The 21,442-nt window shown below is 69.2% G+C and carries 19 protein-coding genes and 1 tRNA gene; 14 read left to right on the top strand and 6 right to left on the bottom strand.

The window, feature by feature from the left end; genetic code table 11:
* The first annotated feature begins 312 nt into the window (after positions 1 to 312).
* Positions 313 to 1,575, top strand: a complete 1,263-nt coding sequence (locus tag ACFV9G_RS06140) for a DUF222 domain-containing protein (RefSeq protein WP_378725844.1) — start codon at positions 313 to 315, stop codon at positions 1,573 to 1,575.
* A 123-nt stretch (positions 1,576 to 1,698) separates the two neighbouring features.
* Here ACFV9G_RS06140 and ACFV9G_RS06135 read toward each other — a convergent pair whose 3' ends face one another.
* Entirely contained in the window at positions 1,699 to 2,742 is a 1,044-nt protein-coding gene (locus tag ACFV9G_RS06135; protein ID WP_378725842.1) for an NAD(P)-dependent alcohol dehydrogenase, read from the bottom strand.
* Positions 2,743 to 3,023: 281 nt separating this feature from the next.
* Positions 3,024 to 6,434 (bottom strand): M36 family metallopeptidase, encoded by a 3,411-nt coding sequence (locus tag ACFV9G_RS06130; RefSeq protein ID WP_378725840.1) that lies wholly within the window; start codon positions 6,432 to 6,434, stop codon positions 3,024 to 3,026.
* 166 nt (positions 6,435 to 6,600) lie between these two features.
* Between ACFV9G_RS06130 and ACFV9G_RS06125 the strand changes: the two genes are divergently transcribed.
* The 6 genes from ACFV9G_RS06125 (at position 6,601) to ACFV9G_RS06100 (ending at position 12,052) form a co-directional block, all read left to right on the top strand.
* Positions 6,601 to 7,380, top strand: a complete 780-nt coding sequence (locus ACFV9G_RS06125; RefSeq protein WP_378725838.1) for an enoyl-CoA hydratase/isomerase family protein — start codon at positions 6,601 to 6,603, stop codon at positions 7,378 to 7,380.
* A gap of 5 nt (positions 7,381 to 7,385) precedes the next feature.
* Positions 7,386 to 7,721: a hypothetical protein gene (locus tag ACFV9G_RS06120; protein ID WP_378725836.1), complete on the top strand. Its 336-nt coding sequence runs from the start codon at positions 7,386 to 7,388 to the stop codon at positions 7,719 to 7,721.
* 110 nt (positions 7,722 to 7,831) lie between these two features.
* Positions 7,832 to 8,632 (top strand): electron transfer flavoprotein subunit beta/FixA family protein, encoded by an 801-nt coding sequence (locus ACFV9G_RS06115; RefSeq protein ID WP_378725834.1) that lies wholly within the window; start codon positions 7,832 to 7,834, stop codon positions 8,630 to 8,632.
* A gap of 23 nt (positions 8,633 to 8,655) precedes the next feature.
* The gene (locus ACFV9G_RS06110) at positions 8,656 to 9,609 is read left to right on the top strand and encodes an electron transfer flavoprotein subunit alpha/FixB family protein (RefSeq protein WP_378725832.1); all 954 of its coding nucleotides are present in this window, start codon (positions 8,656 to 8,658) and stop codon (positions 9,607 to 9,609) included.
* 223 nt (positions 9,610 to 9,832) lie between these two features.
* Positions 9,833 to 11,119 (top strand): phosphatidylserine/phosphatidylglycerophosphate/cardiolipin synthase family protein, encoded by a 1,287-nt coding sequence (locus tag ACFV9G_RS06105; protein ID WP_378725830.1) that lies wholly within the window; start codon positions 9,833 to 9,835, stop codon positions 11,117 to 11,119.
* Between the two features lie 27 nt (positions 11,120 to 11,146).
* Positions 11,147 to 12,052 carry a phosphotransferase family protein gene (locus tag ACFV9G_RS06100; protein WP_378725828.1) on the top strand — a complete coding sequence of 302 codons (906 nt, stop codon included), beginning with the start codon at positions 11,147 to 11,149 and terminating at the stop codon, positions 12,050 to 12,052.
* A gap of 200 nt (positions 12,053 to 12,252) precedes the next feature.
* Here the strand turns inward: ACFV9G_RS06100 and ACFV9G_RS06095 are convergent, their stop codons facing one another.
* The gene (locus ACFV9G_RS06095; protein WP_378725827.1) at positions 12,253 to 12,537 is read right to left on the bottom strand and encodes a hypothetical protein; all 285 of its coding nucleotides are present in this window, start codon (positions 12,535 to 12,537) and stop codon (positions 12,253 to 12,255) included.
* A gap of 48 nt (positions 12,538 to 12,585) precedes the next feature.
* On the opposite strand from ACFV9G_RS06095, the gene ACFV9G_RS06090 reads away from it, so the two are divergent.
* The 6 genes from ACFV9G_RS06090 to ACFV9G_RS06065 all read left to right on the top strand — a co-directional run bounded on the left by ACFV9G_RS06090 (position 12,586) and on the right by ACFV9G_RS06065 (position 15,837).
* The gene (locus tag ACFV9G_RS06090; protein ID WP_378725825.1) at positions 12,586 to 13,836 is read left to right on the top strand and encodes a glutamate-5-semialdehyde dehydrogenase; all 1,251 of its coding nucleotides are present in this window, start codon (positions 12,586 to 12,588) and stop codon (positions 13,834 to 13,836) included.
* Between the two features lie 30 nt (positions 13,837 to 13,866).
* Positions 13,867 to 14,028, top strand: coding sequence for a hypothetical protein (locus tag ACFV9G_RS06085; protein ID WP_378725823.1), 162 nt, complete (start codon positions 13,867 to 13,869; stop codon positions 14,026 to 14,028).
* 11 nt (positions 14,029 to 14,039) lie between these two features.
* Positions 14,040 to 14,702: a nicotinate-nucleotide adenylyltransferase gene (gene nadD / locus ACFV9G_RS06080; RefSeq protein ID WP_378725821.1), complete on the top strand. Its 663-nt coding sequence runs from the start codon at positions 14,040 to 14,042 to the stop codon at positions 14,700 to 14,702.
* Positions 14,699 to 15,073 (top strand): ribosome silencing factor, encoded by a 375-nt coding sequence (rsfS, locus tag ACFV9G_RS06075; protein WP_091047921.1) that lies wholly within the window; start codon positions 14,699 to 14,701, stop codon positions 15,071 to 15,073. Before nadD ends, rsfS begins: the two co-directional genes overlap by 4 nt.
* Before the next feature lie 8 nt (positions 15,074 to 15,081).
* Entirely contained in the window at positions 15,082 to 15,702 is a 621-nt protein-coding gene (locus tag ACFV9G_RS06070) for a histidine phosphatase family protein (protein WP_378725819.1), read from the top strand.
* A 62-nt stretch (positions 15,703 to 15,764) separates the two neighbouring features.
* Positions 15,765 to 15,837, top strand: a tRNA-Ala gene (locus ACFV9G_RS06065).
* A gap of 156 nt (positions 15,838 to 15,993) precedes the next feature.
* Here ACFV9G_RS06065 and ACFV9G_RS06060 read toward each other — a convergent pair.
* Both ACFV9G_RS06060 and ACFV9G_RS06055 read right to left on the bottom strand, forming a co-directional pair.
* The gene (locus ACFV9G_RS06060) at positions 15,994 to 16,536 is read right to left on the bottom strand and encodes a flavin reductase family protein (RefSeq protein ID WP_378725817.1); all 543 of its coding nucleotides are present in this window, start codon (positions 16,534 to 16,536) and stop codon (positions 15,994 to 15,996) included.
* 31 nt (positions 16,537 to 16,567) lie between these two features.
* On the bottom strand, positions 16,568 to 16,963 hold the full coding sequence (locus tag ACFV9G_RS06055; protein WP_378725815.1) for a hypothetical protein: 396 nt from the start codon (positions 16,961 to 16,963) through the stop codon (positions 16,568 to 16,570).
* Positions 16,964 to 17,482: 519 nt separating this feature from the next.
* Between ACFV9G_RS06055 and ACFV9G_RS06050 the strand changes: the two genes are divergently transcribed.
* Positions 17,483 to 20,080, top strand: coding sequence for an ATP-binding protein (locus ACFV9G_RS06050; protein ID WP_378725813.1), 2,598 nt, complete (start codon positions 17,483 to 17,485; stop codon positions 20,078 to 20,080).
* Here ACFV9G_RS06050 and ACFV9G_RS06045 read toward each other — a convergent pair whose 3' ends face one another.
* Positions 20,081 to 21,274 carry an acyl-CoA dehydrogenase family protein gene (locus ACFV9G_RS06045; protein WP_378725811.1) on the bottom strand — a complete coding sequence of 398 codons (1,194 nt, stop codon included), beginning with the start codon at positions 21,272 to 21,274 and terminating at the stop codon, positions 20,081 to 20,083.
* Positions 21,275 to 21,442 lie beyond the last annotated feature (168 nt).

Here is a 21,442-nt window from a genome sequence, read left to right as displayed (position 1 = left end):
GCTGGCTATGAGTCACACCACGACCGAGACCGGCACCAACCCTTGCATCAGTCGGCCCCAGGCCAACCAGACCCGATAATCACAGGCTGGCTATCGGGGCGGCGGCCCGGGTGTGGCGCAGCGCATTCTTCCTTGCGACGGGTGGTCTTGATGGGGCGCGAGGGTGGCCCTTCGGGCCACTTACCATCCACAGAAGCGAGATCTGTCGCTCACCACGAAAACCGGCTTTGAACAGGGAAAATAGATAGCCAGTGGGGTGGTTGAGGCGTAGAATCAGGACCATCACAACACGCCTCTGAGAGAGGGCAGGCGATGAGTCTCGGCCGCGACATCGACCCCTGGGGAACCAACCCCGGCGATGCGATCGACGCCGCCCTGCAGGCCATCGAGACCGCCCTCGCAGAGCTCCTCTCGAGCGACCCTGCCTACTGGCACACCAGCCAGAAGAAGGACCTCCTCGAACGCTTGGAGAAACTCCAGGCCCAGCAGGCCGCGTTGCAGCTGCGAGTGCTCGCTGAGGCGGGTGATATCGCCGAGGAGACCGGTGCCAAGGACGCCTCGGGCTGGCTTCGGACCGAACTCCTGGTCGACAAGGGTGTGGCCCGCTCCCAGATCAAACTCGCCACCAGCGTCGCGAAGTATGAACTGGTCGCGGCTGGGCTGGCTGAGGGAGTGGTGTCCCAGGACAAGGCCCGGGTGCTCACCCAAGCCCTCGACAACCTCGCGACCGACCCCGCCGTCAGTGCAGAGGACCTGGCCCTGGCCGAGAAACTGCTCGTGGATCACGCGACCCAGTTGACCGCGAACCAGCTCAAGATCGCCGGACGGCGGATCCTGGTCGAGGTCGACCCCGAGAGGTTCGAGGCCGCCGAGGCCAAAGCCCTGCAGCGCGAGGAAGAACACGCCGCCCGGCGTACGTTCTTCTCCTCCCGTGACAACGGTGACGGCACCATCGACCTCCACGCGAGGGTCTCCCGTGCGGTCGGGATGCGGCTGCGCACGATCTTGGATTCCCTGGCCCAGCCGCGGAAGTGGTCCGCGGAGGACAAGGGCCGCAAAGCCCCTTATGACCGGTTGCTGGGGCAGGCGTTCGCCCGGGTCGTCGAGACCTACGACGTCGACCTCCTCCCCAGGCACGGTGGCCACGCCACCACGGTCTTCATCACCATGAGCGTCGAGGACCTACGCAACGACCTCGGCACCGCAGCCTTGGGGTTCGACGGCGAGAAGATCACCGCCGCCGAAGCCCGCCGGCTGGCCTGCAACGCCGACCTCGTCCCCGCCGTCCTCGGCACCAACTCCGAAGTCCTCGACCTCGGCCGCACCGCCCGCCTGGCCCACCCGATCCAACACCGAGCCCTCCGGCTCCGAGATCAAGGCTGCCAAGCCGAGGACTGCGACGCCCCCGCCGCCTGGACCGAGGCCCATCATCTGACGCCGTGGTCCGAAGGCGGAGTCACCAACCTCGCCAACATGGTGCTGTTGTGTCCCAGCGACCATCGTCGGATCCACGACGCCGACTACGCCTATGAGCGACTCCCCGACGGGCGCATCAGGGTCTTTCGTCGCACCTAGACGTGCGCTTCAGCATCTGGCCGGTGAACGGGCACGATGCGGCGTATCGCCGAACCGCATGCCCTGGCCCCGGATGTGTGCCGCCCCTCCGTGAGTCGGGCTCAGGTCACCCGGTCTGACGGCCTAGGGAACGACGACGGCGCGGCCGCGAAGCGTCCCCTCGTGAAGACGCCGGTACGCCTCCGGTGCCTCGTCGAGTGAGAACTGCTCCGTCTCCACGTGCACGAGCCCGGCACGGGCCAGGTCGAAGACCTCCATCAGCTCCGAGCGCGAGCCCCAGTAAGGACCCCGGATCACCGCGTCGTACGGCTTGGCGAGCATGCCGACCTGGGCGGTTGCGGAGCCTACGCCGACGATCACCAGGTCGCTCTCCACGCCGATCACGGAAGCGGCCAGGTCGACGGTCGGCTGGGCGCCGACGAAGTCGAAGACGGCGGTGACGCCGCGGGCGCCGACGACCTTGCGGATGTTGTCGGCGGCCGTCTTGTCGGACAGGAAGGCGTGGTGGGCGCCGACGTCGGTGGCCAGGGCTAGCTTGTCCTCGCCGAGGTCGAGCGCGATGACAGTGGCGGGGGAGAGGGCCCGCAGGAGCTGGATGGCGACGTGGCCGAGGCCGCCCGCACCGATCACGACGGCGGTCGAGCCGGCGACCAGCTTGGGCAGTGAGCCCTTGATGGCGTGGTAGGGCGTCAGGCCGGCGTCGGTGAGCGCCACGTTGGCGACCGGGTCGAGGTCGCCGAGCGGCAGCAGGTGGCGGGCGTCGGGGACGAGGACGTACTCGGCCATGGTCCCGTCGGTGCCGAGTCCTGGCGGGCTGATGTGGAGTTCGGCGGCGCGCTCGCAGTAGTTCTCCTTGCCCTGCGCGCAGGGGTAGCAGCGCCCGCAGCCCTGCGGGCCGTAGATCGCCACCGGCTCGCCGGTCTCGATCCCGCGAGCGCCTTCGCCGAGCGCGTCGACGACACCGACGCCCTCGTGACCGAGCGTCATCGGCAGCGGGTAGCCGAACGTGTGCCAGGCCTCCTCCGGCAGACCCATCAGGAACGAGTCGGAGTGGCAGGCGCCAGCGGCGGTGATCTTCACGCGCACCTCACCCGGTCCGGGTTCCGGCACCGGAACCTCGCTGATCTCCGGCGCAGCGCCGATCGTGACGTACCTCAGAGCCTTCATCGCATGGGTCTCCAGTCCGGCAGGACCCCCGCCTGCCGCTGGTCTCAGTTCTACCCCGGGCCACGCGCGGTCGCCAGGGTCCTGCGGACGCCTGAGCGTGTCCCGCATCTCGGCTCAGCCCATGCTGGGCATAGAAAAGCCCCGCTGGCGTCTCGGGTCACCAGCGGGGCGAGCACTACTGTGGCATGCCGGAGCCGCCTTCGTCATCACTTCTGCAAAAACATGCAATGCAAAATGATGACATGGGCGGATTGCAGGTTTCTGCAACCCGCCCATGTGGCCTACTGCCCGAAGACCTGCAGCTCGGCGGCGTGGACGATCGTGCCGCGGTCGGAGCCGGTCTTGCAGTCGGTCGTGGTGAGCGGGTCGGTGTCCTGCTCACCGGCGTAGCCGGCATAGCCCGTGCACTGGTTCTCCAGCGCCACCAGACGGACCGCCGCGGCGTAGGTGTCGGGGACGTCGAAGGTGCGCAGGTTGAGGTTGGGCGCGACCGGCCGCGGGCGCTTTCCGGGGAAGGCGTCGGCGGCCGAGGTGTAGAAGCGCTTCCAGGTCGCGCCGGCCGTGTCGCACGCGGATACGCACGCCTCGAGTGCGAACTTCCGCAGGGCGGTGAAGCGCGAACCCGAGTCGGCATCGGTGTCGGTGGCCGGCGACAGGTAGGCGCTGACGTTGACCGACTTGACCGTGCGTGTCCCACCGGCCAGGTCGACGGCGACCGACGGCGTGGCGGTGTCCACATGGTCGGCGGTCACGCCGCCCCAGTTGGTGCCCTCGGTCCCGTCGATCAGGGCGCCGGGGTTGCGTGAGCCCTCGGTCGAGGAGAGCACCGTGGCCCCGTTGGCGGCCGCGGCAAGGTTGGTCGCAGACGCGAACGCGACCGTCTTGGTGACCTCCGCGGGGGAGACCGTGACCGTCTTGCGCTGGGCGCCTCCGGTGGCGGAGACGTAGAGCAGCTCGTACGTCCCGGGGACGAAGTGCGCCACCGCTCCGAGCGCCGTGGCGGTGTTCGTGTCGGCGATCGGAGTGGCCCGCGCCTCGAAGCGACCGACATACACCTTTCCGGATCCGGGGGCGCTGAAGGTGACCTTGACGTTGCGCGAGGCCGGCGAGGCGAAGCTCGGGGTCGGCTCGTCGCTGTCGGCGGTCGTGGTGGCGTACTGGCCCATGCCGCGCTGGGCGAACGCCTTCGCGATCACCTCACGGTTGGCACCGCCGAAGCGCATCTGGTCGGCGGCGAGGAAGGCGTCGCGGGCATCCAGCATCGAGGTCGCACCCTGCTGGAGCAGGAACGAGTCGAAGACCAGCTGGATCCAGCGGCGGTTGCCGGGGCACTTGTCGGCGGCCAGCGGCGAGGCCGTCGTCGTCCCGACCGAGCAGCGCAGCTGCAGGGCCTTGTCGGCGTAGGGGTAGGTGGCGTCGTACTTGTCGACCAGCGCCTTGCGGACCGACCACATCGTGCCGTTCCAGATCTCGCCGTCGGCGTGGACCTCGGGCCCGGTCGTGTCGAACCCGTAGTCGGAGAAGTTGAGCGGGTTCTTGTCGATCGCGAAGTCGCGGATCGCGGTCTCGGTGTTGCCGGTCGCGTAGGTGCCGACGGCCCACGGGGTGCCGCCGTTGTAGAGGTCGTGGGCGAACATGTGCTCGGCCCCGGCCAGGTCGCCCCACGACTCACCCATCGCGCCACCCTGCTCGGAGGTGATGCCGTCGTCGGGCCCGCCGATCATCCGGTTGGAGATGGCGTGGGTGTATTCGTGGCCGACGATCCCGAAGTCGAGCGAACCGTCGGTGCAGGGCGCGTAGAAGGCGCCGGCGGCGGGCTGGAAGAGGTACTGGTTGGTGATGCCCGGGACGCCGTCCATCAGGGTCAGCTGGTTGGCGTTGTTGCGGCCGGTCAGCAGCCCGGTCTGCTCGATGACCTGCGAGTCGATCGCGGCGGCCTGCGCGTTGCCGACCTCGGCGTCGAGGCCACGACCGCCGCGGCCGAGGTTGTCGGTCTGCAGGTTGTAGTTCTCCTCGGTGAAGCCGAGGAAGTAGGACCAGTCGTGCATCCGGTTGTGGCTCGCGAACAGGTTGCCGACCACGTAGTTGACGTCGTTTCCACCCGGGACCAGGTTGGTCGGCGCGCACCTGGAGTTGTTCCAGGCATCGGTGAACCTCCCCGTGTAGTCACGCAGGGGCGAGATCGGCGCCTGCTCGAGGCCGCCGGCGGCCAGCGGCGAGAGCCAGCCCTCGTGGGTGTTGGCGTTGTTGCCGACGGTCGTCAGGGAAGGCACCCCGACCGCCGTGTTGAGCAGCGTGTCCCAGGGACCGGCGTTGGCCAGGCTCTTCAGCTCCGGCCCGGTGCACTCGGACACCTTGGTCCAGCAGGCGACCACGTCGTTGGCCGGGACCGCGTCGCCGCCGGTCGAGGCGGCGTCGGGAGTGCCGGGGAAGTAGGACCAGCGCGGGTTGCCGCCCGGCAGGTCACCTGTCTCCGCGCCCGCGTCGGAGGACGCGACGGTGACCGTGTAGCTGCCGACGAGGAGCGAGTCGTCGAAGGGACAGACCTGGACCGCGTACGTCCCCGGGTCGATCTTCTCCGCGGTGTAGGTCGCGGCCTCGGGGCTGGTGAGCAGGTCACCCTCCACGAGCAGGGTCCCGTCGGGGGCGAAGAGCTTCACGGTGAAGTCGTCGGTCGGCAGGCCGATGGCGAGCGCGGCCAGGGTGCGGGTCTTGTAGTCGGCGATCTCGAAGGTGTGCTTCGGGCCGCAGGAGCCGAGCGCCGTTCCGGTGAACGGACCCTCGATGTCGTTCTCGTGGTCGACGTTGTCGTGGCGCCAGAGCACCTCGCCGGTGACCGCGTCGACCAGTGCCGTCTGCCCCAGCAGGGTGGCGGCGGCGGAGTCGACGACGGTGGCCTGGAAGACGGGACGTACCCCCTCGCCGGGGACGGGGAGGGCCCGCAGCCGCACCAGCTGGTCGGTCGCCAGGCCGGGGACGGTCAGCGTGGTCCAGTCGGTCAGCTTCGCCGCGAGGTCGGTGACGATCGCGCCGACCTTCGCGCCGGAGATCGGGCGCCCGGCCGAGGCCGCCGCCTTCAGCCAGGCCGCGGTCGGCGTGAGCTCCGCCTTCGCCGGCGTCCCGGTCACCTTGGACAACGAGGAGGAGACATAGGTGATGTCGCCGTCGGCCACGCCCACGGTGACCAGCCCCTCGGTGGCGGCGGACAGACCGTCGTAGGTCTGCCGGAAGAGCACCGCATGGCCGCCCCCGCCGGCCAGCTTCTGGTCGCTGACGAGCTCGAGGTCGCCCATCTGGGCGGCGGTGAGCCCGAAGACCGCCGCGCTGTCCTCGAGGAAGCCCCGGGCAGCGGCGACCGGGTCGGAAGAGCCGGCTGCGGCCAGCACGCCGTCGGAGGTGATCAGCGAGGTCGGCGTCCCGTGGGCGTTCCAGCGGATGTCGACGGCGTCCAGGGCGTTCGCCGCGGACTCCTGGATCGAGGTGGGCAGCACGCGGTCGCGTACGTCCAGGCCGGCATCGGCCTCGTGACCGAGCAGCCCGCCGGAGCGGGCCTCCGCGGCCGTGGTGTCTGTGTTGTCAGTAGTGGAGAGCGCGGCACCCGAGACCGGCGTCGCCAGCACGAAGGCGCCGAGGGCCAGGCTCAGCGCGGCACCGAGGCTCACCCGAGTGCGACTGGAACGAATATCGGTCATGTTATTGAAACGCCCCTTTACCGGCGGGGGTTACGCGATACCCGCAACGCCTGTACCGCGAACCGGCACGCGAGAGGTGGCAGGCACCCGATAGTGTTCCGGACACATGTAACCGCCCTCACAGGCAACCCGACAGACGGACCCGACAGACAGGGGAGCATCAAGGATGGGTGACTTCGTCAACCTCACCGTCGAGGACGGCATCGGCACGATCCGGCTCGACCGGCCGAAGATGAACGCGATCAGCTTCCAGGTGCAGGCCGAGCTGCTCGAGGTCGCGACCGAGGCGGCAGCCGACGACGACGTACGCGCGGTCGTCGTCTACGGAGGCGAGCGGCTGTTCGCAGCCGGGAACGACGTCAAGGAGATGGCCGGCCTCTCCTACTCCGAGATGGCCAAGCGGGTCGCAGGCGTACAGGCCGCGGTGACGGCCGTCGCCGAGATGCCCAAGCCGGTGGTGGCCGCGGTGACCGGCTACGCGCTGGGTGGAGGCTGCGAGCTGGCGCTCGCCGCCGACTTCCGCATCGCCGCCGACGACGCGACCTTCGGTCAGCCGGAGGTTCTGCTCGGCATCATCCCGGGTGCCGGTGGCACCCAGCGGCTGGCACGGCTGATCGGGCCGTCCAAGGCCAAGGATCTGATCTTCTCGGGCCGCTTCGTCAAGGCAGACGAGGCGCTTGCAATCGGCTTGGCCGACCGGCTCGTGCCGGCGGCATCGGTCTATGAGGAGGCGCTCGCGTGGGCGAGCCAGTTCAAGAAGGCGGCACCGTACGCTCTGGCGGCGGCGAAGACGGCGATCGACAAGGGGCTCGGGGTGGACCTCGCCACCGGGCTGGCCATCGAGCAGCAGCAGTTCGCCGGCGTGTTCGCGACGCAGGACTCCCAGACCGGGATGGGATCGTTCCTGGAGAACGGCCCCGGCAAAGCCAACTTCGAAGGGAAGTGACTCTCGTGTCCGACACCAAGACGTCCGCCGGGCCGGGTGTGGTCAACACCGTTCGCTCCTACGCCGCCAGGGTGGTCTGGGTGATCGCGCTGCTCGCCGCGCTGGCGCTGGCGATCGGAGCGCTGCTGATCGCGCTCAACGCGAACCAGGACAACCCCCTCGTGGAGTTCGTCCTCAACCTCGCCGACGTCGCCGACCTGGGCCTGTTCTCGCGGGAGAACGGCATCAAGCAGTTCAGCGGTGAGGACGCCGAGATCAAGAACGCACTCTTCAACTGGGGCATCGGTGCGCTGGCGTGGCTGATCGTCGGCCGCATCGTGGCCGGTGTCATCCGGCCCTGAGGCCATGTGACATTCTCAACGCGTAGGCACCTGTCATCGTATGTGACTGACGGGTAACATCGCTGGCGAACTACGACCATTCCAGGAGGGGCCGGCAAGGCCGCACCATCATGAACATTGTTGTGCTTGTGAAGTACGTGCCGGACGCGACCGCGGACCGGCAGTTCGAGGACGACTTCACCGTCGACCGCGTGAACGTCGACGGTCTGCTCTCCGAGCTCGATGAGTACGCGGTTGAGCAGTCGTTGCAGATCAAGGAGAAGCGTGAGGGTGAGGAGATCACCGTCACCGCGCTGACCGTTGGTCCCCAGGCCGCCGAGGCTGCGGTGCGCAAGGCGCTGCAGATGGGTGCCGACAAGGCTGTCCACGTCGTCGACGACGCGATCGCGGGCTCGGACTCCATCGCCACCTCGCTGGTGCTCGCGAAGGCGATCGAGAAGATCGGTGCCGAGACGAAGGTCGACCTCGTGGTCGGCGGTCTGGCCTCGACCGACGCGGGTATGAGCGTGGTCCCGGCGATGCTGGCCGAGCGTCTCGGTCTGCCGCAGGTCACCCTCGCCGCGGTGGTGGAGACCCAGGGCGACCAGGTCCGGATCAAGCGTGATGGCGATGTCGCGACCGAGGTCATCGGTGGCACGCTGCCGCTGGTCCTCTCGGTCACCGACCAGTCCGGCGAGGCCCGCTACCCGTCGTTCAAGGGCATCATGGCGGCCAAGAAGAAGCCGCTGGAGGCGTGGTCGCTGGCCGACCTCGGCGTCGACGCCGCCCAGGTGGGTCTGGGTGCTGCCTACACCGCGGTCGAGGAGACCGCGGCCCGTCCGCCGCGTACCGCTGGTGAGATCGTCACCGACGAGGACGGCTCGGGCGCCAAGGCGCTGGCCGACTTCCTCGCGTCCAAGAAGTTCATCTGAGGCCGAGAAAGGATCTTTGAATCATGGCTGAAGTTCTCGTTCTCATCGACCACGTCGCTGGTCAGGTCAAGAAGCCGACCTACGAGCTGCTCACCCTGGCCGCCAAGCTCGGCGAGCCCTCCGCGGTCTACATCGGTGGCGCCGACGGCGCCGCTGGTGCCGCCGAGGCCGTCAAGGGCTATGGCGCCGAGAAGGTCTACGTCATCGACGACGCCCAGATCAAGGGCTACCTGGTCGCTCCGCGCGCCGAGGCGCTCGCCCAGCTTGCCGGCGCTGCTTCCCCGGCCGCGATCCTGCTGCCCTCCTCCGCGGAGAACAAGGAGGTCGCGGCTCGTCTGGCGATCAAGCTGGACTCCGGGCTGATCACCGACGCCGTCGACCTGGATGAGTCCGGTGTGGCGACCCAGTCGGTCTTCGCGGGCAACTTCACGGTCAAGGGCAAGGTCACCAAGGGCACCCCGATCATCACGGTCAAGCCCAACTCGGCCGCTCCGGTCGAGAAGGCCGGCGCCGCCGCGGTGACCCCGTTCGAGGTGACCATCTCCGATGCCGCCAAGACCGCCCAGATCGTGGCCTCCCAGCCGCGTAAGGCGTCGGGTCGCCCCGAGCTGACCGAGGCCGCGATCGTGGTCTCCGGTGGTCGTGGCACCGGCGGCGACTTCTCCGCCGTCGAGGGTCTCGCCGACGCCCTGGGTGCCGCCGTGGGTGCCTCGCGTGCCGCGGTCGACTCCGGTTGGATGCCGCACACCTTCCAGGTCGGCCAGACCGGCAAGACCGTCTCCCCGCAGCTCTACGTGGCCAACGGGATCTCCGGTGCGATCCAGCACCGTGCCGGTATGCAGACCTCCAAGACCATCGTCGCGGTCAACAAGGACGAAGAGGCACCCATCTTCGAGCTCGTCGACTTCGGCGTCGTGGGCGACCTCCACACCGTCCTCCCGGCAGTCACCGAGGCCGTCAAGGCGGCTAAGGCCTGAGGTCGCCCGGCGCTTGCGCCGGGCGAACCCGAAGGGGTCGAGCGAGCGCACAGCCGAGCCTGCGAGGCTGTGACTGCGGGTCGAGACCGACAAGATTCGCCTGGGACGTACGTCCCGAAAACCCGCCTCCGAGCACCGCTCGGAGGCGGGTTTCTTTCGGTTCGGCACCTAGTTCTCGGAATTGTCGTTGCGAGCCATACGTCGCTGGGTATAGTCCGGCCGCATGTGGGGGAATGTGCTCAAGTCGGGGAAGACCCGGAAGATCTCGATCGCTTCGGCTGTGGCTAGCTGCGTGGCGGCCCTGGTCGTTGCGACGATGTCCGTGGTCTCGACACCGGCGACCGCGGCGACCTGGTCGCCACCGGCGGGTCCGTTCTTCAACAACCCGACCGGTGACGCGTCACAGCGCAACTACATCGTCCACCGGATCAACAACAGCATCCGCTACGCGGCCAAGGGCTCCTACATCCGGTTCGTCACCTACAACCTGGACCGTGCCGACACCGTCGATCAGCTGATCGCCGCGCACAAGCGTGGTGTCCACGTGCAGATCCTGGTCAACCGGAAGATGTGGAGCAGCGGCGAGCGGAAGCTGGCTGCACGTTTCGGCACCACGCGCAGCCGTCCGAGCTTCATCTACGGCTGCGCCGGCGCCTGCCGTGGATACGACAAGGGCAACCTGCACATCAAGATCCACTCGTTCACCCAGGTCGGCACCAAGCGCAACATCTTGATCAACAGCTCCGGCAACCTCGGAGGCGGCGCGGCCGGTTCGCAGTGGAACGACGCCCAGACGATCTACGCCAACGACAGCCTGTGGAAGACGTGGCTGCGGATGTTCAACGAGCTCAAGGCCGACCGGAAGGCGTCGCCGCGCTACGTGTCCTGGACCGGTGGCGGCACCTCGGTCGGCTTCCAGCGTCAGCGTCCTGGCGCGACCAGCGACGAGATCTACGCCCGCGGCAGCGGTGACCGGGTGATCGACCGGCTGCGGCTGATCGGCTGTCGCGCGCCGAGCGGCTACGGCACCAAGGGCAAGACGATCCTGCGGATCCACATGTACGCGTGGTACAGCCGCCGTGGCGAGCGCATCGCCGACGAGGTGGTCCGGCTGAAGAAGCGCGGCTGCGTGGTCCGGGTGATCGGCTCGGTGGCCAGCGACGTGGTCTACCGCAAGCTGAAGGCGGTCGGCATCCCGGTGCGCGACGCCGCCTGGGACTGGGGCCAGAAGAAGTCGACCAGCGGCGACAACATCGTCTACGGCTCGCGCTGCTACTCCCACTACAAGTGGATGAGTGTCAACGGCCGTTTCGCGGACAAGGGCACCTTCAGCGTCTGGACCGGCTCGGAGAACTGGTCGCCGCCGTCCTTCAGCAACGACGAGGTCACCTTCCGGTTCACCTCGAAGAGCTACTACCAGGCCTACACCTCCCGGTTCAACAAGATGTGGGACAGCTCGAGGGCGACGCACCGGGTCTACCTGGAGCCGAAGAGCCGGCCCTGCGCCTGAGGTTGGGGCGGGCGCTAATCTCGCCGGGTGAGCTTCGGTGAACTCGGTGGGGCCCTTCGACCGCTCGACGGCGGCTGGTCGGGTGAGACGTTTCTGGCGGAGGCCGGCGGGGAGAGGTCGGTCGTGCGGGTCTTCGCCGACCCACGCCACCACCCGCAGGCCGCGGAGGTCCACGAGGCCCTGCACCGTCTGGTGCGGGGCCTCGTCCCGGTCCCGGACGTCTTGGAGGTACGCCGCGCCGACCCGGCCACAGGCACGCCGGGGCTGTTGGTGACCGAGTTCGTCGAGGGCGTACGCGGTGACCTGCTGCTCGCCGACCTGGACGAGGCGCAGCGCGGTCGGCTCGGGCGTTGCCTCGGGGAGATCGCGGGCACCCTGGCCGGGATGCCGTTCCTGAGTGCCGGGACCTTCGCCGACAAGGACCTGCGGGTCGAGGCGTTCGAGCTGGACCTGACCGAGTGGGTCGAGTCGTACGCCGAGCGTCTGGACTGGTCGCCGTCGGACCTGGAGGGGCTGCGGGACGTGGCCGCCGACGCCCAGGACCTGCTCGACACGGTCGCCCGGGTGAGCCTGGTGCACAGCGACCTCAACCCCAAGAACCTCATCGTGGACCCGGAGACGCTGCGTGTGCGCGCGGTGCTGGACTGGGAGTTCGCCCACGCCGGCTCACCGTTCGCCGACCTCGGCAACCTGCTGAGGTTCGACGGGGACGCGGCGTACGCCTCGGGGGTGCTGGCGGGCTACGTCGCGGTGCGTGGCGGCAGCGCCACGGATGCCCGCGACCTGGCCCGGTCCGCGGACCTGGTCGCGCTGGTCGAGCTCGGTGCTCGGCGTACCGCCAACCCGGTGGCCGCCCGGGCCCACGACCTCCTGCTCGCGATCGCACGATCCGGGGATGTCCACACCGCCCCGGAAGGCGACGATCGCCACTAGGATCGGAGCGCGCCGGACGGTGCCGGCGCTACCTGGGGGATGGTTGTGGGAGTGAGTGAGTTCGACGGGGCTCGGGCCCCCGCCGGAGGTTGGTGGCGTGGCTGGACGCCCTGGATCTCGGCGCTCGTGCTGTCTGCGCTGTTCGCAGCCGCGACGACGGGGATCGCGTTCGTGCGGAAGTCGTATCAGCCGCCGGTGGACTATCCGGCGATGACCGACCCCGAGCCGACGGCGAGCGCGGCGGCCTCGAGCGCGCCTGCGAAGCAGCATCGCAGCGAGGCGCCGTCGACACGGCCGACGGGCGCGGCCACCGAGCCGACGCCGGTGAAGGCGCCCCGGAAGGTCCGGCCCTCGGCGTCCGGGTCGGGGAGCGGCGAGCCGATGGCGACGGCAGAGCCGTCCGAGAGCCCGTTCGACCCGCTCAGGGGTCTCGGAGTGCTGTTGGGCCTGGGCGAGGAGGACTGACCCGGCCGTACGGTCCGCACGGCGAAAGGGTGGTGGCTGCCCACGCCGGACCGCCTAGGCTTTCTGTCATGAGTGCAGAGGCAGTGATCCGTGAGGTGGCGACGAACGCACGAGAGGCGAGCTACCAGCTCGCGGTCGCGCCGCGCAGTGTGAAGGACGCGGCGCTGCACGCGATGGCCGACGCGCTCCTGGCGCGTGCCGACGAGGTGCTGGAGGCGAACGCGGCCGACGTCGCCCGTGCCGAGGCCTCGGGCAGCCCGGCCAACATCATCGACCGCCTCACCCTGACCCCGGAGCGTCTCGACGGCATCGCCGCCGCGCTCCGCGAGCTCGCCGCCCTCCCGGACCCCGTAGGAGACGTCGTACGCGGCAGCACCCTCGCCAACGGCCTCGAGCTGCGCCAGGTGCGGGTGCCGTTCGGTGTCGTCGGGATGATCTATGAGGCGCGCCCCAACGTGACCGTGGACGCCGCCGGGATCTGCCTGAAGTCCGGCAACGCGGCGCTCCTGCGCGGCTCCTCCAACATCGCGTCCAGCAACGTCGCGATCGCCGCAGTGCTCCGCGACGCCGTCGTCTCCGTCGGCCTCCCGGCCGACGTGATCCAGGTCGTGCCCGGGGAGGGCCACGACTCGGTCAAGGCGCTGATGCGTGCCCGTGGCCTGGTCGACGTGCTCATCCCACGCGGTGGCGCCGGGCTGATCCGCAGCGTCGTCGAGGAGTCGACGGTGCCGGTCATCGAGACCGGGGTGGGCAACGTACACGTCTACGTCGACAAGGCCGCCGATCTCGAGAAGGCGGTCGCGATCGTGGTCAACTCCAAGACCCAGCGCACCAGCGTGTGCAACTCCGCCGAGTCGCTGCTCGTGCACGCCGACATCGCCAAGGAGTTCCTGCCGATGGTGGTGCCCGCGCTGCAGGAGCGCGGGGTGCAGATTCTGGGCGACGCTGCCTTCCAGGCCTACGACCTGGTGGAGCCGGTCACCGACGAGGACTATGCGGCCGAGTTCCTGGCGCTGAAGATCAGCGCCGCGGTCGTACCTTCCCTCGATGCCGCGGTCCAGCACATCCGGCGCTGGTCGAGCGGCCACACCGAGGCGATCCTGACCGAGGACCTGGGCGCGGCCCGCCGGTTCACCGCAGCCGTCGACTCCGCGGCGGTCATGGTCAACGCCTCGACGCGGTTCACCGACGGTGGCGAGTTCGGCTTCGGCGCGGAGATCGGGATCTCGACCCAGAAGCTGCACGCCAGGGGCCCGATGGGGCTGCCCGAGATGACCTCGACGAAGTATGTGGTCACCGGGGACGGGCACGTGCGTTGACCTGGCACGAGGCAAGGTAATCTGTGCGCCATGTCGAACTCTGTTGTGTCGAGCATCATCACCTCCGCTGAGCACGGGGCCGAGCACGGCACCTCTGGCATCGAGTGGGTCATCGGCGGTGGCGCCCTGACGCTCCTCGTCTTCGCGCTCCTGGTCCTGGTCTGGTTCGCCGGTGGCCGTGAGCACTCCTGAGCGCTGATCAGATGGGCAACGGGGGAGTGCCCGAGCCAGGTCTGGAGGGTCTGACCGGCAAGCGCCGCGTCGGGGTGATGGGTGGCACCTTCGATCCCATCCATCACGGCCACCTGGTGGCGGCCTCCGAGGTGCAGTCCTTCTTCGACCTCGACGAGGTCGTCTTCGTGCCCACCGGCGACCCGTGGCAGAAGGCCGACCGCGACGTCTCGCCGGCCGAGCACCGCTACCTGATGACGGTCATCGCGACCGCCGCCAACCCGCGCTTCACCGTGAGCCGGGTCGACATCGACCGGGCCGGCCGCACCTATACGCGCGACACGCTGCGTGACCTCGCCAAGGCGCTGCCCGATGCGGAGCTCTACTTCATCACCGGTGCCGACGCGCTGGCCGAGATCTTCACCTGGCGCGACACCGACGAGCTCTTCGAGCTCGCCCAGTTCGTGGGGTGCACGCGCCCGGGCTACACCATGGACCCCGAGGTCATCGCGAAGATCCCCGCCGACCGGATCACCATGCTCGAGATCCCGGCTCTGGCGATCTCCTCCTCCGACTGCCGCGAGCGGCGTCACCGTGGTGAGCCGGTCTGGTACCTCGTCCCTGACGGCGTGGTGCAGTACATCGGCAAGCACGACCTCTACCGCAAGAACCCATCAGACAAGGACCGCGTATGACCGCGACCGAGCACGCCATCGAGCTCACCATCACCGCCGCCCGGGCGGCCTCGGACAAGAAGGCCGGACACATCCTGGCCTTCGACGTCAGCGACCAGCTGGCCATCACCGACGCCTTCGTGCTGGCCTCCGCCCCCAACGAGCGGCAGGTGCAGTCGATCGTCGACGAGGTCGAGCTGAAGCTGCGCGACCTCGGCTCCAAGCCGCTGCGCCGCGAGGGTCACAAGGAGGGACGCTGGGTGCTGCTCGACTACGGCGAGATCGTCGTGCACGTCCAGCACGAGGAGGAGCGCCAGTTCTACGCCCTCGAGCGGCTCTGGCGCGACTGCCCCTCGATCTCGCTGCCCGCCGACATCGTCTCCGAGGGCTGATCGCGCCCGTGACCCGTCGCATCGTCCTCCTCCGCCATGGCGTCACGCCCTGGAACGCCGACGGCCGCTACCAGGGCCAGACCGACATCGAGCTGGCCGAGACCGGCCACCAGCAGGCCAAGGCCGCCGCTCGTGCGATCGGGACGGCCTACGCCGTCACCCGTCTGGTCTCCTCGGACCTGATGCGGGCACGGCAGACCGCTGCGTACGTCGCCGAGGAGACCGGCCGGGAGGCCGCGTACGACCCGAGGCTGCGAGAGGTCTGCGCGGGCGAGGCCGAGGGCATGAACCGCGCCGAGATCTTCGAGCGCTTCGGTGAGATGCCGGCCAGCTGGGAGCCCTTCGGCGGGGAGTCCTGGCCCACGGTCGCGGCCCGCTTCAGCGGCGCGCTCCACGACGTCGCCGAGACCGTCGCGGCCGGCGAGACCGTCGTGGTCGTCGCTCACGGCGGCGCGATCCGGCAGGGCCTGGCCGCCTTCCTCGGCTGGGACCCGACCGTCGTCACCACCCTCGCGCCGTTGACGAACTGCGCCTGGATCGAGCTCGTCGCCCGGGAGTCCGCTCGCGGGCTGATCCCGTCGGCGCCCTGGCGACTCGCGACGTACGGAACGGGGGCCCCGATTTCGTGATCGACGGAGCATTCCGCTACTGTTCTTCTCGTTGCCCGGGTTGATCACCGGGACAACGCCAAGGGGGTGTGGCGCAGCTGGTAGCGCATCTGCATGGCATGCAGAGGGTCAGGGGTTCGAGTCCCCTCACCTCCACCGAAACACCTGATCAGGGCCATGTTTCAGACCTTCACAGAAGGTTCGAAACATGGCCCTGATCTGTTGCCGAGGGCTACGGGATCCTGGAGTCGACGGTGATCGGTGAGCACCCGCGCTACGGGCTGACCCGCGAGACCTCGTTCCTCTGAGAGATCACGCCTGGCGGTGCGTGCCGAACGTACGGCCCTGGTACGTCAGGGCCGCACGTTCGGCGTCGTGGAACGCCGCTTCGACGAGACCGCAGACGAGCACGTGGTCGCCGCCGGGCTGGATGCGTTCGACGGTGCAGCGCACCCATCCGGACACATCGCCCAGGCGCGGCACGCCGGACTCGAGCGACCATGCCAGGTCCGCGAACTTGTTCGGAGCCTTGGACGCGAAGCGCATCGCGAGGTCCTTCTGGTGGGCCGCCAGGATGTTGACCCCGAACCGGCCGGTCCGCTGGATCGCCGCCAGGGTCGTCGAACCGCGGTCGAGCGCGACGACGATCATCTCGGGGGCCATCGACAAGGACATCACCGCGCTGACGGTGGCGCCGCTGCCCACGCCGTCCTCGGCTGCGGTGATCACCGAGACGGGTGCGGCCATGTTGGCCATGACGTCTCGGAAGGACGAGGACGGCGTCATGGTGTGGCGCGGCCGCACGGCGCGACCCAGGGCCGCGGACGTGTGCTCGCGTGCGGGTGTGATCGTCATCGGAAACTCCTGGGTCTGTGCCGTGGACGGGTCAGCCGGCCAGGCCGGTCTCGGCCCAGAACGCCTCGAACTCGGCCGGCACCGTGTCGGAGCCGTGGGTCACCTTGCCGTCCACGAACCGGTGCGTGAAGACACCCTGTACGTCCAGGGTCTTCTCGCCCAGGCGACGGTAGAGCCGCAGGGTCGCGGTCACGATGCCCTCCGGCGTCTCGAACGCGTCGAGAACCTCGTTGGACGACTCGTCGAGCTTGGCCAGCACGCCGAACGCCTCGAGGAAGGACGCCTTCGTGTAGACGGTCTGGGTGCCCTCGAGGGTGAAGCCGGCCCAGGAGAGGCCGTCGTCGTAGAGGGCGACGAGAGGACCTGCATCTCCGGCGTCGGCAGCGGAGAATGCGTTCTTGAGGGCGTCGATGTTGGATCCGGTCATCATGTTCTCCTGGTGAATTCGGAAGAGATAGAAGGCATCGGTGAATTCGCGAGAATGCACGTCGATATAGAGCTGGATCCGGTCGAGATCGGACAGCCCTGAATTCGGCTCGGCGAATATCTTCTGGTGTGACGTGCATTACTCTCTCGCGTCTCTCCTGCGAGCGTCACCGCATGACCACGTGGTCCGCCACGCGATCCGTCGCCGTCGCGGGCATCGCTGCTGTACGGGGCAATCGCGTTGTCCCGGGAGTGGTCGCGGTCCATCGGTCTACAACTTGACCCCCTCCGCGTGGGCGGTGCTGCGCGAGCGTCTCGGGAGGTCGATCGGAATCGATATCGGGGTGCCGGTCGACGGTTGACATGTCAGGACTTGTCGGCAAAAGTGATGGACATCACCACGTCTCGGTGGTGCTCCATAATCCACCTCGAGGACGAGATGAATACCGACGAATGGGAAAGAATTCGATCTCTTCACGCGGACGGAGAGACCATCAAAGGAATTTCCCGCAGGCTCGGCATGTCTCGCAACACCGTGCGCCGCGCGCTGGCGCTCGAGAGTGCGCCCGGCGACCGTCGTGGCACGCAGCGGACGCTCTATGACGCCAACGAGTCGGCGATCAAGCGCGAGCTCCGTCGTGATCCCGAGATCGCGGTCCGCGACCTCGCCGGGGCGCTCGGGTGGGAGCATGCGGCGTCCACCCTCGCGAAGTACGCAGCACGCGCCCGCACCGAGCTGACGGCGGAGGCCGATTCCGAGCGGTCCGAGGTCGCCGCATCCTCGGCCTCCCCGCACGCCTCGCTGCCACGCTTCGCGACGAGCTTCGTCGGCCGCGACACCGAGGTCGCCCGGCTCCGCAGCCTGTTGGGGGAGCACCGTCTGGTCACCATCACCGGCCCGGGCGGCATCGGCAAGACTCGGCTCGCCTCGCACGTCGGACGGGAGGTCCGCCGCGCCTTCCCCGACGGGGTCCGGTTCGTCGGCCTGGCCGGCCTGCTCAGCCCCGAGCTCATCTCCCAAGCCGTGTTCGAGGGGCTGGGGCTCGCCGGCCGCGACCAGCAGGGCGAGACGGCGGAGGAGGCCCTCCTCGAGCACCTGTCCGACCGCCACATCCTGCTCATCCTGGACAACTGCGAGCACCTCATCGACGCCTGCGCCGATCTGGTGCATCTGCTCCTGCAGGGCACCACCAACCTGCGGGTCCTGACCACCAGCCGGGAGGTGCTGGCGGTTCCGGAGGAGTTCGTCTTCGCGCTCGCACCGCTGCAGGTCTCGGCAGCGGGCGAGGAACGTTCGGCGGCCGGGGTGGGATCGGCGCTCGCGCTGTTCGAGAGTCGCGCCGACGCGGTCCTCAGCGGCTTTCGCATCGACGAGAGCAACCGCGAGGCCGTACGCCGGGTGTGCGAGCACCTCGACGGCCTCCCGCTCGCGATCGAGCTGGCCTGCGCCCGGCTCCCGGTGCTCTCGGTGGCCGACCTGGCCGAGCGCCTCGATCACCGCCTCGACCTGCTCACGACGGGCAACCGGGCCGCGGCCACCCGGCACCGGAGCCTGGCCGCCACCCTCGACTGGAGCCACGACCTCTGCACCAGCGAGCAGCGGGTGCTGTGGAAGCGAGCCTCGATCTTCACCGACGGGTTCGACCTGGCCATGGCCGAGGAGATCTGCACCGATGCGGACTTCACCGCCGCGCGGATCCTGGACGCGATCATGACGCTGGTCGGCAAGTCGATCCTCATCCGTGAGGAGCGCGCCGGCGCGGTGCGGTTCCGGATGCTCGAGACGATCCGCGAGTACGGCCAGGGCCAACTGGACCAGGACGAGTCACGCGACCTCCACCTTCGCCTGCTCGACTGGATCAACGGCAAGGTCAGCGAGCTCGTCGCAGCCTGGCCCGGCCCCGACCAGGTGCGTATCAACGCCTGGTTCCGCGTCAACCGCGCCAACCTGCGCAGCTCCCTGAAGTGGGCCCTCGAAGCCCAGAGCGACGTCGCGGTGCGGCGTACCGGGGCGGAGGTCGTCTCCGAGCCGTGGTTCCTGTGGGCGGGTGGCTTCTCCGTGCGTGAGCACCGGCTCTGGCTGGACCGCGCCGCCGCCGCGGTGACCGACCCGGAGGGCAGGGGTCGAGTCCTCGCCACCATGGCGCTGGTGCAGACGCTGCAGGGCGACCGGCACGGGGCTGCTGTCTCCCTCGACGCCGCTCACCGGCTCGCGACCGACGCCGGACACGTGGAGACGCTCGACTTCGTCGAGCACACGCGCGGGCTGGCTGCCTACTTCGCCGGCGAGGCGGAGGCGGCCGAGCCTTTGCTGCTCAGCGCCCTCGGGCGCTACCGGGAGCGCGAGCCCCGGGGCGGACTGCGCTCCGCCCTCGACGTGCACCTCGGGATGCTCTACGCCTACAAGGGCCAGGCGGACGAGTCGCGCCGGCACTATGCCGAGGTGCAGGAGCGCGGTGTGACCAGCGGAGAGCGCTGGTTCCGCGCCTACGCCGAGTTCGGTCTCGGCGCGATCGCGCTGGCCGAGGGCGACGCCGACCGCGCCCACCAGATGGCGCTCGACGGCCTGGCGATGATCCGGGACTTCGACGACGAGATCGGGGCGACCCTCATCCTGGACCTGCTCGGCTGGGTCGAGTCGGTGCGCGGGCACGGCGAGCGGGCAGCGGTGCTGATCGGCTCGGCGTCCAAGCTCTGGGGTGCCTTCGGCAAACAGCTCTACGGCTCCAGCCACTGGGTCCAGGTGCGAGAGCGGTACGCCGCGGCCGCGGAGGCGCTGCTCGGCGAGTCGAGCTACGCCCAGCTCTACGCCGACGGGGCCGCCAAGTCGGTCTCCGAGGCCATCGGGTTCGCGCTCGAAGAGGTCTCGGACCGGCCCGCTCCGGCCGCGCGCACCTCGGCCGGACCGCTGACCAAGCGTGAGCAGGAGGTGGCGAACCTGGTCGCTCAGGGACTGTCCAACAAGGAGATCGCCGCGCGGCTGGTGCTCTCGCCCCGCACGATCGAGGGGCATGTCGAGCACGTCCTGCAGAAGCTGTGCCTCACCAGCCGTACCCAGGTCGCCCAGCTGATCGGCTCGGCCACGGGCCCGACGGCGCCGTGGCCGAGCGCCGGCTGATCAGCGCTGGCGGCCCTCGCCGTACTCGGCCATGATCGGCGCGGCCGCGTCCACCATGGTCATCGGGTCGACCAGCAGGTGCTGGGTCGCGATGGCGGCGTCACGGGTGGCCCGGCCGAGCGCGGTCGGGTTGCGGAACGACTGGCTGCCGCCCCAGCGGTGCGCGAAGCCGGTCACCGTGGCGGCCACCTCCTGGACCCAGGTGATCGACTGACGCAGCCGCGCGCTGTGCGTCTCGGTCAGGTCGTTGCCCGCGTTGATCCAGTCCTCGGCCTCGCGGTGAACCTCGTAGACGTACGCCCGGGCGGCCCGGTAGAGCGCCTCGGTCTTGGCGAACTCCAGCTTGAACAGCTCCGAGTCCCCGATCACCGTCGGGTAGCCGACGCGGGCCTTCACCGTGGCGATCTTGACGATCTCGTCCAGTGCACGCCGGGCGATACCGAGCGCGACCGGCGCGTGGCCACCGACCCCGATGCCGAGCAGGCCGAAGCGGTAGACCGGCTCCTGGCGTTCGGGCGTGGTGGAGAAGGTGTCGAAGACGTGCTCGTCCGGGATGAACAGCTCGGTGATGCCGTAATCGTAGGACCCGGTGCCGACCAGGCCCCAGACGTCCCAGTTGCCGCGGAACTCGACCTGGTCCCGGGGCACGAACGCCGTGCGGCACATCGGCTGCCCGTCGGGCGAGCTCTTCGGGTTGCCTTCGTCGTCGGTGACCACGAAGCCGGCACCGATCCACGAAGCGTGCGCGGAGCCGCTTGCGAACTGGTAGTTGCCGGTCACGACGTAGCCTCCGTCGACCTTCTTGCCGCCGCCGGTCGGCAGGATCATGCCGGCGGTGATCCCGGGGAGGTCCTGGCCGAAGAGATCCTGGGCGCCCTGAGCGGGAAGGTAGCCGGCCGCGAGCGACGTACTCAGGCTGTTGGCCATGAACGCCCACCCGGTGGAGCCGTCGGCGCGCGAGAGCTCCTCGATCACCTCGAAGCTCTCGACCAGGCTCAGTCCCTCTCCGTTGAGCTCCTCGGGGACCAGCATCCAGAACAGACGCTCCTCCACGAGCGCGTCGTAGACGGGCTTGGTGATCGTCGCCTGCTCCTCGATGGCGTCGGCCTCCGCCTCGACCACCTCTGCCACCCTCCGGGCGCGGTCGAGGTGGTCCTGGCGGGTGCCGGTCTCGTTGGCAAGTACTGATGTCATGGCTATCTCCTTGGCCGGGCCGCGGCCCGATACGCGAACGTGATGTGCATCACGATCGCCGAGCGCGACGGCCGGCGTATCCGCACGACCACGTGGTCCGGTACGTGTTCGACACCCGTCCGCGGACCAGGACGCTCGTGGGACGCCGGCGGGTGAGATCACCGGTCG

Origin of the sequence: Nocardioides sp. NPDC059952, from assembly GCF_042730435.1 — a bacterium.
Classification (GTDB): domain Bacteria; phylum Actinomycetota; class Actinomycetes; order Propionibacteriales; family Nocardioidaceae; genus Nocardioides.
This window is presented reverse-complemented; position numbering and strand designations above follow the sequence as displayed.

What these genes read in the sequence shown, in the direction of transcription:
- ACFV9G_RS06140 (WP_378725844.1), top strand. Translation starts at nt 313, where the DNA reads ATGAGTCTCGGCCGCGACATCGACCCCTGGGGAACCAACCCCGGCGAT.
- ACFV9G_RS06135 (WP_378725842.1), bottom strand. Translation starts at nt 2,742, where the DNA reads ATGAAGGCTCTGAGGTACGTCACGATCGGCGCTGCGCCGGAGATCAGC.
- ACFV9G_RS06130 (WP_378725840.1), bottom strand. Translation starts at nt 6,434, where the DNA reads ATGACCGATATTCGTTCCAGTCGCACTCGGGTGAGCCTCGGTGCCGCG.
- ACFV9G_RS06125 (WP_378725838.1), top strand. Translation starts at nt 6,601, where the DNA reads ATGGGTGACTTCGTCAACCTCACCGTCGAGGACGGCATCGGCACGATC.
- ACFV9G_RS06115 (WP_378725834.1), top strand. Translation starts at nt 7,832, where the DNA reads ATGAACATTGTTGTGCTTGTGAAGTACGTGCCGGACGCGACCGCGGAC.
- ACFV9G_RS06110 (WP_378725832.1), top strand. Translation starts at nt 8,656, where the DNA reads ATGGCTGAAGTTCTCGTTCTCATCGACCACGTCGCTGGTCAGGTCAAG.
- ACFV9G_RS06105 (WP_378725830.1), top strand. Translation starts at nt 9,833, where the DNA reads ATGTGGGGGAATGTGCTCAAGTCGGGGAAGACCCGGAAGATCTCGATC.
- ACFV9G_RS06090 (WP_378725825.1), top strand. Translation starts at nt 12,586, where the DNA reads ATGAGTGCAGAGGCAGTGATCCGTGAGGTGGCGACGAACGCACGAGAG.
- ACFV9G_RS06085 (WP_378725823.1), top strand. Translation starts at nt 13,867, where the DNA reads ATGTCGAACTCTGTTGTGTCGAGCATCATCACCTCCGCTGAGCACGGG.
- nadD (WP_378725821.1), top strand. Translation starts at nt 14,040, where the DNA reads ATGGGCAACGGGGGAGTGCCCGAGCCAGGTCTGGAGGGTCTGACCGGC.
- rsfS (WP_091047921.1), top strand. Translation starts at nt 14,699, where the DNA reads ATGACCGCGACCGAGCACGCCATCGAGCTCACCATCACCGCCGCCCGG.
- ACFV9G_RS06060 (WP_378725817.1), bottom strand. Translation starts at nt 16,536, where the DNA reads ATGACGATCACACCCGCACGCGAGCACACGTCCGCGGCCCTGGGTCGC.
- ACFV9G_RS06055 (WP_378725815.1), bottom strand. Translation starts at nt 16,963, where the DNA reads ATGACCGGATCCAACATCGACGCCCTCAAGAACGCATTCTCCGCTGCC.
- ACFV9G_RS06050 (WP_378725813.1), top strand. Translation starts at nt 17,483, where the DNA reads ATGTCTCGCAACACCGTGCGCCGCGCGCTGGCGCTCGAGAGTGCGCCC.
- ACFV9G_RS06045 (WP_378725811.1), bottom strand. Translation starts at nt 21,274, where the DNA reads ATGACATCAGTACTTGCCAACGAGACCGGCACCCGCCAGGACCACCTC.